Below are 11871 nucleotides of genomic sequence, written 5' to 3'. Positions count from 1 at the left end.
TCAACGACTTTGCATAATGGCGTGATGGGGGCAGGGAATTAGTGCGGCGCCTGAAATCTGCGAGTATCAACACAAGCATCAGGGCGTTTTTTTTGGCATAATTCATCTGATTAACATCAGATTACGGGATGAACTGTGAAATATTTGCTGATTTTTTTAGTGGTTCTGGCGATCTTCGTCATTTCAGTCACTTTGGGTGCGCACAACGATCAGGTCGTCACCTTCAACTATCTGCTGGCGCAGGGTGAATTCCGTATCTCTACACTGCTGGCTTCGCTGTTTGCCGTGGGCTTTCTGCTGGGATGGGCAATATGTGGTCTGTTTTGGCTACGTGTTCGCGTTGCACTGGCTAACAGCCAGCGTAAGCTTAAGCGATTGCAGCATCAGATCGGGCAGACGGATGCTGCCGGGACGGCGTCAAGAACGCCAGCCGTCAAGGAATAATCATTTATGTTGGAACTGCTGTTTCTGTTACTCCCCGTAGCCGCCGCCTACGGCTGGTATATGGGGCGCAGAAGTGCGCAACAGGATAAGCAACAGGAAGCGAGCCGCCTGTCACGCGATTACGTGGCCGGGGTGAACTTCCTGCTTTCGAATCAACAGGACAAAGCCGTCGACCTGTTTCTAGACATGCTTAAAGAAGACAGCGGTACGGTTGAGGCTCACCTGACGCTGGGCAACCTGTTTCGTTCCCGTGGTGAAGTTGACCGCGCCATCCGCATCCACCAGGCCCTGATGGAAAGTGCTTCTCTGACCTACGATCAGCGGCTGCTTGCAATCCAGCAGCTGGGGCGCGATTACATGGTGGCCGGTTTATACGATCGTGCTGAACAGATGTTCGGGCAACTGGTTGAAGAAACCGACTTTCGCATTGGCGCACTCCAGCAGCTGCTGATTATTCATCAGTCCACCAGCGACTGGCCAAATGCGATCGAAGTCGCGGAACGGCTGGTGAAGCTGGGCAAAGAGCAGAAGAAAATGGAAATCGCCCATTTCTACTGTGAGCTGGCGCTGCAGGCCATGGGCAGTGACGATCTTGATCGCGCAATGAACCTGCTGAAGAAGGGCGAAGCCGCCGATCGCAACAGCGCCCGCATCTCTATTATGATGGGGCGGATTTTTATGGCGAAAGGCGATTATGCCAAAGCCGTAGTGCACCTGCAGCGGGTCATTGAACAGGATAGGGAACTGGTCAGCGAGACGCTGGAAATGCTGGAAACCTGCTTCGAACACCTGAATCAGCCAAAGGCATGGCGCGATTATCTCAAGCGCTGCGTGGAGGAGAATACGGGTGCGGCCGCCGAACTCTACCTTGCCGGTATTCTGGACCGCGACGAAGGGGCGGACGTGGCGCAGACCTATATCACCCGCCAGCTACAGCGACATCCTACCATGCGCGTATTCCACCGGCTGATGGACTTCAACCTGCAGGAAGCCGAAGACGGGAGGGCGAAAGAGAGCCTGATGGTGCTGCGCGATATGGTGGGCGAGCAAATTCGCACCAAGCCGCGCTATCGCTGCCACAAATGCGGTTTTACCGCCCATGCGCTTTACTGGCACTGCCCGTCGTGCCGCGCCTGGTCTTCGGTAAAGCCGATTCGTGGTCTGGACGGACAATAATCCCGGCATCCGCGCCGATTTATTGTCCATTTCCGTTTCGACTTAGTTACAACATACTAATTGTTTTTTTTAACTGTACGATGCCAGCAGCATCCCAGTCGTAAGGCCTCGCAGGGAAGAATGGGCATCCACCGCTCATCGCTAATAATTCTCAACGGGTTAACTGTGAATTTGCGCCATCCGCAGGTAAAATGCCTGCCGTTTCCGCTTTCCGTTTCAGCCAACGGCCTGTGACGCCTGGCTGAATTCCTGCGACTATTCCGTTTGCGCCATGCGGTGCTCCACCTAAAGAGGGTTTATTGATGCATTCACCTCAGCTTACCGGCTCACCGATTGTGGTAGCGTTAGATTATGCCGATCGCGACCTTGCACTGGCTTTTGTCGACCAGATTGAACCCGGCAGCTGCCGCCTGAAAGTAGGGAAAGAGATGTTTACCCTGTTCGGCCCGCAGCTGGTGCGCGATTTGCAACAGCGCGGTTTCGACGTCTTCCTTGATCTCAAGTTTCATGATATCCCGAACACCACGGCACATGCGGTGGCCGCAGCGGCTGATTTGGGCGTGTGGATGGTGAATGTCCACGCCAGCGGCGGAGCACGGATGATGAACGCGGCCCGCGAGGCGCTGGTGCCGTTTGGTAAAGACGCCCCTCTGCTGATCGCCGTCACCGTGCTGACCAGCATGGATGCGGACGACCTTCGCGGTCTGGGGATCGAGTTATCTCCTGCCGATCAGGCCGAACGCCTGGCGCGGCTGACACATCAGTGCGGGCTGGATGGCGTGGTGTGTTCAGCGCAGGAAGCCAGCCGCTTTAAGCAGGTTATTGGCCAGGAATTTAAGTTAGTTACTCCGGGAATACGACCGGCTGGCAGCGATGTAGGTGACCAGCGCCGTATTATGACTCCGCAGCAGGCGGCACAGGCCGGCGTTGATTATATGGTGATCGGGCGTCCTATTACCCAGTCGGCTAATCCTGCGGCGACGCTGCAAGACATCCTTACCTCAATCCGGGAGGCATAATGGCAGACGATAACAGCAGGCTGGTCTATTCAACCGCCAGTGGTCGCATCGACGAAGTTAAAGAGAAACCGCAGCGCCCTAAAGGTGACGGAATTGTTCGAATCCAGCGCCAGACCAGCGGCCGTAAGGGGAAGGGCGTGTGCCTGATCTCGGGGATTGATATGGACGATGGCGAACTGGAAAAGCTGGCTGCCGAGCTGAAGAAAAAATGCGGCTGCGGCGGTGCGGTAAAAGACGGCGTGATTGAAATTCAGGGCGACAAGCGCGATTTGCTGAAAACGCTGCTGGAGGCCAAAGGCCATAAGGTTAAACTCGCCGGAGGCTGAAATGTAGCCTGTGCAGGATACATCGTCTTCCCGTCTGCGTAGCCCGCCGCATGAGTTCAGTAATCAGACTGAGTCAGCAAATTTGAGGCCGCTATAAGCGGCCTCAAATGTTTCCTGAATGTGCTCAGGTGACCAGAGATATCAACAGCTAAATATATTAATCAACCTGATGCCCGATAATACCCCCGACGGCAGCACCGCCCACGGTACCTAATCCGCTACCGTTAGTCAGAATCGAACCACCTATTGCCCCCGCACCGGCACCGATTGCCGTATTACGGTCGCGTTTAGACCAGTTTGAACAGGCACTGAGGGAAAGAACCAGTGTTGCCGCCAGCATTGCAGCGGTAAGGCGTTTTGCAGTGTTTGTCATAGTGAGTACTCCTCAATTGCAGCGACTGATTACCCGGTTAAGTATAGTGGATACCCGGATTTTCGGCCTGAAACTGTCTGTTTTTCCAGCGCTACAGCCAACAGTTAGGCCGCTGACTATCACGAAAATTTACTATCTACTTTAATTTTAGAAGCTACAGCTGTACTGCCCAGGTAAAAATTCCGAATATTAGCGCGGACCGGCAGCACAGAACGCCGTGGACAGCCGGAAACTGCCTTTATCCAGCTATTGTCTCCATACCCGCATTTATCGCCTGCGCCGACAATGACTCACGGATCTAATCGGAGAGTCAACGATGCTTGAACAACTGAAACAGCAGGTACTGGAAGCTAATCTCGCGCTACCGCACTACGGCCTGGTTACGTTCACCTGGGGCAACGTCAGTGCCATCGATCGCCAGCAGGGACTGGTGGTGATTAAACCTTCCGGGGTGAGCTACGAGCAGATGCAGCGTGACGATATGGTGGTGGTGGAGCTGGAAAGCGGCAGGGTGGTGGAAGGTGCTAAACGGCCATCTTCAGACACCGATACTCACCGCGCTTTATATCTGGCCTGGCCAGATATCGGTGGAATTGTCCATACACATTCTCGCCACGCTACAATCTGGGCACAGGCCGGCCGGGACATTCCCGCCTGGGGGACAACGCATGCCGATGACTTCTACGGTGCCGTACCCTGCACGCGTAAGATGACTGATGCTGAAATCAAAGAACGGTACGAATGGGAAACCGGGCAGGTCATTATTGAAACCCTGCGCGACCGGGAAATCGACCCGCTGGCTATTCCCGCTGTACTGGTTAACTCGCACGGTCCTTTCTGCTGGGGTAAAAGCGCAGACGATGCCGTACACAGTGCCGTTGTGCTGGAAGAAGTGGCCTATATGGGCATCTTCAGTCAACAACTTGCGCCCGAGCTGCCGGTGATGCAGCAAACCTTGCTGGATAAACACTATTTGCGTAAGCACGGTGCCGGAGCCTACTACGGCCAGAAGTGATTTTTAACGTCGGGAGTTTCTTACCGTCGGCGGCCATTTTATCCGGGTGTTTATTGTCACTTTTTGTCTGAAAATTTACTAATTTGCTTTAATAATCAAACAGCCATTTAGTGTAAACATCCTGTCGATTAGGCTGGAGCTGCGTACTGAACGCATGACTAATCGAGGATAATAATATGACCGTTGTAAACCAGACTACCTGCAGACTGTTCAGTGAAGCCGGACAGATGACCCAGCTCTCCGCATACTATGAGGAGGAGCGCCGGACCATGTGGATGCTGCTGCGTGCGCAGCCGCGCCCGAGCTTCAACCACCAGCTGATAGAGGAGATCATGAATCTCAGCTATGCGGCACAGCGGTCGGGGCTGGCTATCGATTTTTGGGTTACCGGCTCACTGGTCCCCGGCATGTTTAATGCCGGAGGCGATCTCAGCTTCTTTGTGGAGTCGATCAAAAACGGCCGCCGCGAGGCGCTGCGGGCTTATGCTCGTGCCTGCGTGGACTGCATTCACGCGGCGGCAAGAGGATTTGATACCGGTGCGGTAACCATTGCGATGGTCGAGGGCAGTGCGCTGGGGGGCGGATTTGAAGCGGCACTGGCACATCACTTTATTTTGGCGCAGAACACCGCGCGGATGGGCTTCCCGGAAATTGCTTTTAACCTGTTCCCCGGGATGGGCGGCTATTCGCTGGTTGCCCGACGGGCAGGTATGAAGCTGGCAGAGGAGCTGATTTGCGAAGGTGAATCACACACCGCAGAGTGGTTTGAAACGCGTGGGCTGGTTGATCGTCTTTTCCAGCCGGACGAGGCTTACCACAGTACGCGTACCTTTATTGATACGCTGCGACCGAAGCTGAACGGCGTGCGGGCGATGCTGAAAGCACGCCAGCGCGTGCTTCAGCTGACCCGCGCTGAACTGATGGACATCACCGAAGACTGGGTTGATTTCGCCTTCAGTCTGGAGCCCAAGGACATCGCCTATATGGAGCGTCTGGTTAACTTACAAAACCGCCACAGTGCTCAAACCTTGCTGAAAGCGGGTTAAGTGCGTTAATCAACCATAATCAGGCTTTAACAAGGTAGTGCGCAAGCCAGTGCTCAAGCTCATCAACGGGCATTGGCTTCGCATACAGATAGCCCTGGCGCACGTCTACCCCGCAGGCCAGTGCGAACGCCTCTTCTTCTTCGGTTTCAATTCCTTCGGCAATCACCTGTAAATCCAGCGCCCGGGCAACGGCAACAATGGCCCGTACCAGCGATTGCGAAACGGCTTTTTCGTCGACGTTACGAATGAAGCTCTGATCGAGTTTAATGGCATCAATCGGCACGCGCGCCAGCTGCGACAGCGAAGAATAGCCGGTGCCGAAGTCATCAAGATGCACAGATGCACCTAACTGCTGGAATTCGCCCATCAGCACCAGTGCCTGGCTTTCATTTTCCATCAGGCAACTTTCGGTCAGTTCGATATCAATCGGGCAGCTTTCCAGCCCGGCTTCATCCAGCGCCAGCTTGAGGTCGGTATAAATACTTTGATCGATGAGCTGCCGCGCGGAGACGTTGACCGCCACACGCAGGAAAATCCCACGTTTGCGCCATTCCAGGATCTGTTCCAGCACGGTCAGCATCACCCAGCGGCCCAGCGGAACAATTAACCCCGATTCCTCGGCGTAGGAGATAAAACGATCGGGGCGAAGCAGGCCGCGTTCCGGAGATAGCCAGCGGACCAGCGCCTCAACGCTGCTGACGGTGCCGTCAACGTCCAGTTTTGGCTGATAGTGAATGACTAACTGGCTCAGCTCCAGCGCCTTGCGCAGGTTCGTGTCCAGCCAGAGGTATTCAAAAACTCGCTGGTTCATTTCGGTAGAGAATACGCTGAACTGGCCGCGACCGTTTTCTTTCGCGGTATACATCGCCGTGTCGGCGTTGCGGATCAGGCTGTCGCGATCCTCGCCGTGCTGTGGGGCAATGGCGATACCGATTGAACAGCCGGAATACACCTCAATCAGACCGATACGGAAGGTCTGCTTCAGCCGGTCGATAATGCGGGAGGCCATCGCTTCCAGCGCGGCCTGAGACGTATCTTCTGCCAGCACGATAAACTCATCACCGCCGAGGCGCGCCAGCGTTTGATTTTTCTCCAGGCAGCTCAGGATCGCCAGCGAGACGGCCTGCAACAGCTGATCGCCAAACATATGGCCGTAAGCGTCGTTAACTTTTTTGAAGTTATCCAGATCCAGATAAACGACGCCGACCTGCTCGGTGTCGCGGGTTTCCAGTACCTCGGCGATGCGATCATTAATTGCGGCACGGTTGGGAAGTCCGGTAATCGTATCGGTATTAGCCAGTACTCTCAGCCGTTCCTGAGCGCGGCGCTCTTCAGTAATATCCGTGCCCGAACAGATCAGATAAATTTCATTTTTACCGCTGCCGCTGTGAACAAATTTATTGCGGAACAGGAAAAGACGCTGTCCCATCTTCGTTTTGATCCAGCGTTCAACTTCATACGAACTGCCTTCACGGAAGAAGGTGCTGATATTGCGACGAGAGGATGCCGCTTCCTGTCGAGTCATAAACAGCTGGTACACATTGCGACCAATCACTTCCTGCTCTTTCAGGCCGGTATATTCTTCGCTCAGGCGGTTAAAGCGCTGAATATTACCGTGCTGATCGAGGATAACGATCACCGAGTTGGCTTCGGAAACCACCTGCTCGGCAAAAGAAAGTCCTAAGGCTAAGTCACGCGCAACTGCGGAGGTATCTCCCCAGGCTGAAGCGGTACCTGCCCAGTCAGTCAGGCTGATTTTACGGCCAACCAGATGCATTGAGATCGGGGTGCCGTAAAGCGACAGCGAGAGGTTAATACTGGACGTGACCACCGTCATCTCGCGAACCATTCTGGCCTGTGCGGCATTCAGCGGTACGGCGATATTGGTTTCACCATTCTCTTCCTGAGCGAAGTGCAGTGCATCGCTGTCGGAGCGTAAATGCCAATAAGGGCTACTGGTGCCAAACCAGGCGTATAGCAGCGTTTGCCCCTGTTCATCGGTCATTTATTCTTTCTCCTTGGTGATGCAGTGCAGATGGTATCTTCTTATTTTAGCAACAGTATTAGCCGGTTGCAGAATCCCGAGACACAATAGCAATTAATCCAGACTGATTAAATCAGGATAAATAAAAAATCTCCCCGACCGTTCGATCGAGGAGACTCATTAGTAACAATAACGCAATTGTTGGATTGTGTAACATGCCCTCAGAAAAATAATGCATCAAGTGCCGGGCATGGACAGCGTGTTAGCCGCTAAAGTCAGAGACGATTCGCCGTACTCTGTGCTGTTTCACCGCGCAGGACAATCTCGCTTTCGTGCGTGGTTGGCTGGCTGCTTTGCAGAGCGCGGCGGATCACGAAGAAAGACGAAATCAACATAGTGACAGCAACCAGCATAAAGAAGCCGCATAGCGCTGCGTTAATCTGGTTACTCATCACGATGGTCTGCATATCCGCGATGCTTTTTGCCGGGGCAATCACCACGCCCTGATCGATACCGGTGGAGAATTTCTTCGCCTGGGCGAGGAAACCGATCGACGGTTTTTCGTGGAAGATTTTCTGCCATCCGGCCGTCATTGAGGTCACGAATAGCCAGGCAGTCGGCAAAATCGTCACCCATGCGTAGCGCTGTTTTTTCATCTTAAACAGCACCACGGTACCCAGAATCAGCGCCATCGAAGCCAGCATCTGGTTGCCGATGCCGAACAGCGGCCACAGGGTATTAATCCCGCCTAATGGATCGATGACGCCCTGGTAGACGAAGAAGCCCCAGCCGGAAACGGCCACCGCTGTCCCGATAATATTGCCGAACCAGGAACGGTTATTCGCCAGCGCCGGGATAGCGGTACCCGCCAGGTCCTGCACCATAAACCGGCAGGCGCGTGTACCGGCATCAACCGCCGTCAGGATAAACAGCGCCTCAAAGAGAATGGCAAAGTGATACCAGAAGGCCATCATCGCCCGACTGTTAAATACCTCGGTGATGATATGCGCCATGCCAACGGCAAAGGTCGGAGCGCCACCTGCGCGGGAAAGAATCGAGGTTTCCCCCACGTCGCGGGCAATAGCGGTCAGTACCTCCGGCGTGATGACAAAGCCCCAGCCGTTAATCGCCTGCGCGGCGCTTTCTACCGTGGTGCCAATCAGCGCCGCCGGGGCATTCATCGCAAAGTAGATCCCCGGGTCCAGCACCGAGGCGCAGATCAGCGCCATAATGGCGACGAAGGATTCCATCAGCATCGCGCCGTAGCCGAGCATACGAATGTGGCTTTCGCGTTCCACCAGTTTCGGCGTTGTGCCACTCGAAACCAGCGCGTGGAAGCCTGAAATGGCACCGCAGGCAATGGTAATAAACAGGAACGGGAAAAGGCCGCCGGAGAACACCGGCCCGCTGCCGTCAATAAAACGCGTCACCGCCGGCATTTTCATTTCCGGCATGGCAAAAACAATACCCACCGCCAGACCGACGATCACCCCGATTTTCAGGAAAGTAGACAGATAATCGCGCGGTGCCAGCAGCAACCACACCGGCAATACTGAAGCCACGAAGCCGTAGATCACCAGCACCAGCGTCAGGGTGGTGCCCTTCAGGGTAAAGAACGGTCCCCAGAAGGGATGAAGAGCAATATCACCGCCGTAAATAATCGCCGCCATCATCAGCACGAAGCCGATCAGCGACACCTCCGCAATATGGCCGGGGCGGAGGAAGCGCATATAGATACCCATAAACAAAGCAATCGGCAGGGTGGCGGCAATGGAGAACATGCCCCACGGGCTGTTGGTCAGCGCTTTCACCACCACCAGCGCCAGCGCAGAAAGGATAATTATCATTACGCCCAGCGCACCGAGCATGGTGATCACCCCGGCGAAAGCACCGAGTTCCTGGCGAGCCATTTCCCCCAGCGAGCGCCCGTCGCGGCGGGTGGAGATAAACAGGATCAAGAAGTCCTGTACCGCGCCGGCTAGCATTACGCCGATCAAGATCCACAGTGTTCCGGGCAGGAAGCCCATCTGGGCGGCAAGGATCGGTCCGACCAGCGGCCCGGCACCGGCGATAGCGGCAAAGTGATGCCCGAAGAGTACCCATTTGTTGGTGGGAACGTAGTCCAGACCGTCATTTTTACGCTCGGCGGGCGTCATACGCCGATCGTCCAGCTCAAAAATATTGCGGGCAATAAACAGACTGTAGAATCGATAAGCAATGCTGTAGCAGGCAACGGCAGCCACTACCAGCCACAGTGCGTTAACCGGTTCGCCTCGATTCAATGCCAGCATCGCAAACGCGCAGGCACCAACGATGGCCACGGCAATCCAGATCAAACTTGCCTTGACGTTTTTCATCACATTACTCCTTGTAAGAACCGCAAAGGGGAGAAGGAATCAGCAAGTTAAAAATAGTGTAATGAAATGTAATAGGAAGGTAATCAGTCAGGAAGTGTGAACTGTCGGGGATTTTTTACGCAGGGAAGTAGAGAGAAATAATGCGGGATAACCTGATTAGTTATCCCGCATTAAGTTTTATGCTGCCGGGCGAGCTACCACGCTGCGGGTTTCCATGCGCACTTCGGCGATGGTGACCTCAATAACGTCGGTAACGCGATAAGCCACTTCGCCTTTGATCATCACGGAGCCGTTTTCATTGCTGCACACCAGCTCATCACGCACCGCGTGAATAAACGGAGCCGGGATAAAGGCGACCGCGCCGTTGTCCAGCAGGCGAACACGCATGCCGCCGCGTGAAACATCGATGATCTCGGCGCTGAAGCGCTGGTCAGTACCCGCCGCCTTTTGCAGGAAGCGAGAATAGAGCCAGTCGCCGACATCACGTTCTGCCATGCGGTTCTGGCGGCGGCGTTCGGCCATTTTCACCGTTAGCTCATCAGCAGGGCGCTCAGCTGCTTCACCTTTAATAATCGCTTTCAGCAGGCGATGGTTGATCATATCGCCGAACTTACGGATCGGTGAAGTCCAGGTTGCATATGCCTCAAGACCCAGACCAAAATGCGGGCCGGGTTCAATGCTGACTTCGGCAAACGACTGGAAGCGGCGAATACGGCTGTCCAGGAACTGGGTAGGCAGGGCATCCAGCTCGCGACGCAACTCGCGGAAGCCTTCCAGCGTGGCAATCGCCGCCGGGTCGGCGGTAATGCCGTGGTTGGCCAGCACGGCAGCGGCCTGCTCGGCGTTAACCAGATCGAAGCCTAAATGCACGTTGTAGACGCCGAAGCCCAGATTATCGCGCAGCACGGTCGCAGCGCAGATATTGGCCAGAATCATGGACTCTTCAACGATGCGGTTAGCGATGCGACGATGTTCAGCGATGATATCCAGCACTTCGCCTTTTTCCCCCAGCAGGAAGCGGAAGTCAGGGCGATCCTTGAACACCAGCGCATGGCTCTGACGCCATTCACTGCGTGCCAGGCACAGACGATGCAGCAGACGGATCTGCTGAGCAATCGCTTCACTCTCCGGCTGCCATTCACCGGCACCGTCGTTTTCCAGCCAGTCGGAAACGTTATCGTAAGCCAGCTTGGCTTTGGATTCGATCCAGGCGGCGAAGAACTGAATGTCGCTGGCAGGCGTACCGTCTGCGGCAATTTTCACGCGGCAGGCCAGCACCGGGCGGCGTTCGTTCGGGCGCAGCGAGCAGATGTTGTCCGACAGCTGGCGCGGCAGCATCGGGATATTGAAGCCCGGCAGATAGTTAGTGAACGAACGTTCGGCGGCGATTTTATCCAGCTTGCTGCCCGGCAGCACATAGGCCGTTGGATCGGCAATAGCAATGGTCAGCAGCAGTTCGCCATCGGTGGTTTCTTCCACGTACAGCGCATCGTCCATATCTTCGGTGCTGGCGCTGTCGATGGTGACGAAATTCAGGGCGGTAAGATCTTCACGTTCCAGCTTTTCATCCAGCATCTCTTCCGGCGTGGCGACATCCGGTGCTTCACGCTCCAGATTGTGGCGTGACAGTGTCACCCACCACGGGGCGAGATGGTCATCACCGGTAGTGATAAATTCGGTCAGCTCGGCGTAGAAAGTGCGGTCGCCTTTCAGCGGGTGGCGGCGCATCTCGGCCACAGCCCAGTCACCGTTCTGGAAATCATGTTTCACGCTACGATCAGCGCGACACTGGATAGCATCCTTGAGCAGAGGATGATCGGGAATAATGGACAGACGGTCGTCTTTGTCCTTCCGCTGCACCCGGCCAACAAAGCGGGTGAGGAACGGCTCGATCAGCGTTTCCGGATCGGCCACTTCACGATCTTTATCGGTTTGCAGTACCGCTGAAACGCGGTCACCGTGCATCACTTTTTTCATGAACGGCGGCGGGATAAAGTAGCTTTTCTGAGCATCGACTTCCAGGAAGCCAAAGCCTTTTTCCGTGCCTTTTACCACACCCTCAACGCGAGGTGTCTGGGAGTGGAGTTTCTCTTTAAGCTGCGCGAGCAGCGGGTTATCCTGGAACATAATT

10 protein-coding genes are annotated in these 11871 nt (G+C 55.0%); 6 read left to right on the top strand and 4 right to left on the bottom strand.

Annotated elements, in window-relative coordinates:
• Positions 1–135: 135 nt before the first annotated feature.
• The 4 genes from IBT46_RS02495 (at position 136) to yciH (ending at position 2965) form a co-directional block, all read left to right on the top strand.
• Positions 136–444 (top strand): LapA family protein, encoded by a 309-nt coding sequence (locus IBT46_RS02495; RefSeq protein ID WP_105594732.1) that lies wholly within the window; start codon positions 136–138, stop codon positions 442–444.
• Between the two features lie 6 nt (positions 445–450).
• The gene (lapB, locus tag IBT46_RS02490) at positions 451–1620 is read left to right on the top strand and encodes a lipopolysaccharide assembly protein LapB (RefSeq protein WP_200543731.1); all 1170 of its coding nucleotides are present in this window, start codon (positions 451–453) and stop codon (positions 1618–1620) included.
• A 302-nt stretch (positions 1621–1922) separates the two neighbouring features.
• Positions 1923–2639, top strand: coding sequence for an orotidine-5'-phosphate decarboxylase (pyrF, locus tag IBT46_RS02485; RefSeq protein ID WP_200543729.1), 717 nt, complete (start codon positions 1923–1925; stop codon positions 2637–2639).
• Positions 2639–2965 (top strand): stress response translation initiation inhibitor YciH, encoded by a 327-nt coding sequence (yciH, locus tag IBT46_RS02480; RefSeq protein WP_200543727.1) that lies wholly within the window; start codon positions 2639–2641, stop codon positions 2963–2965. The genes pyrF and yciH overlap by 1 nt, the downstream gene beginning before the upstream one ends.
• A gap of 157 nt (positions 2966–3122) precedes the next feature.
• Here yciH and osmB read toward each other — a convergent pair whose 3' ends face one another.
• On the bottom strand, positions 3123–3338 hold the full coding sequence (gene osmB / locus IBT46_RS02475; RefSeq protein ID WP_105594728.1) for an osmotically-inducible lipoprotein OsmB: 216 nt from the start codon (positions 3336–3338) through the stop codon (positions 3123–3125).
• A 316-nt stretch (positions 3339–3654) separates the two neighbouring features.
• On the opposite strand from osmB, the gene araD reads away from it, so the two are divergent.
• Positions 3655–4353 carry an L-ribulose-5-phosphate 4-epimerase gene (gene araD, locus IBT46_RS02470; protein WP_200543725.1) on the top strand — a complete coding sequence of 233 codons (699 nt, stop codon included), beginning with the start codon at positions 3655–3657 and terminating at the stop codon, positions 4351–4353.
• Between the two features lie 176 nt (positions 4354–4529).
• Entirely contained in the window at positions 4530–5399 is an 870-nt protein-coding gene (locus IBT46_RS02465) for a crotonase/enoyl-CoA hydratase family protein (protein WP_105594726.1), read from the top strand.
• Positions 5400–5418: 19 nt separating this feature from the next.
• Here the strand turns inward: IBT46_RS02465 and pdeR are convergent, their stop codons facing one another.
• The 3 genes from pdeR to IBT46_RS02450 form a co-directional block, all read right to left on the bottom strand.
• On the bottom strand, positions 5419–7404 hold the full coding sequence (pdeR, locus tag IBT46_RS02460) for a cyclic di-GMP phosphodiesterase (RefSeq protein ID WP_200543722.1): 1986 nt from the start codon (positions 7402–7404) through the stop codon (positions 5419–5421).
• Positions 7405–7658: 254 nt separating this feature from the next.
• The gene (locus IBT46_RS02455) at positions 7659–9740 is read right to left on the bottom strand and encodes a carbon starvation CstA family protein (RefSeq protein WP_200543720.1); all 2082 of its coding nucleotides are present in this window, start codon (positions 9738–9740) and stop codon (positions 7659–7661) included.
• 177 nt (positions 9741–9917) lie between these two features.
• Positions 9918–11867 carry an exoribonuclease II gene (locus tag IBT46_RS02450; RefSeq protein WP_200543718.1) on the bottom strand — a complete coding sequence of 650 codons (1950 nt, stop codon included), beginning with the start codon at positions 11865–11867 and terminating at the stop codon, positions 9918–9920.
• Between the last annotated feature and the right edge of the window lie 4 nt (positions 11868–11871).

Origin of the sequence: Erwinia sp. S38, from assembly GCF_016624545.1 — a bacterium.
Taxonomy (GTDB): domain Bacteria; phylum Pseudomonadota; class Gammaproteobacteria; order Enterobacterales; family Enterobacteriaceae; genus Erwinia; species Erwinia coffeiphila.
The sequence above is the reverse complement of the archived record's forward strand: the minus strand, read 5'-3'. Positions and strand labels throughout refer to the sequence as shown.

Bases quoted from the DNA above. Each gene is read 5' to 3' on its own strand.
- lapB (WP_200543731.1), top strand. From the start codon at position 451: ATGTTGGAACTGCTGTTTCTGTTACTCCCCGTAGCCGCCGCCTACGGC.
- pyrF (WP_200543729.1), top strand. From the start codon at position 1,923: ATGCATTCACCTCAGCTTACCGGCTCACCGATTGTGGTAGCGTTAGAT.
- yciH (WP_200543727.1), top strand. From the start codon at position 2,639: ATGGCAGACGATAACAGCAGGCTGGTCTATTCAACCGCCAGTGGTCGC.
- osmB (WP_105594728.1), bottom strand. From the start codon at position 3,338: ATGACAAACACTGCAAAACGCCTTACCGCTGCAATGCTGGCGGCAACA.
- araD (WP_200543725.1), top strand. From the start codon at position 3,655: ATGCTTGAACAACTGAAACAGCAGGTACTGGAAGCTAATCTCGCGCTA.
- IBT46_RS02465 (WP_105594726.1), top strand. From the start codon at position 4,530: ATGACCGTTGTAAACCAGACTACCTGCAGACTGTTCAGTGAAGCCGGA.
- pdeR (WP_200543722.1), bottom strand. From the start codon at position 7,404: ATGACCGATGAACAGGGGCAAACGCTGCTATACGCCTGGTTTGGCACC.
- IBT46_RS02455 (WP_200543720.1), bottom strand. From the start codon at position 9,740: ATGAAAAACGTCAAGGCAAGTTTGATCTGGATTGCCGTGGCCATCGTT.
- IBT46_RS02450 (WP_200543718.1), bottom strand. From the start codon at position 11,867: ATGTTCCAGGATAACCCGCTGCTCGCGCAGCTTAAAGAGAAACTCCAC.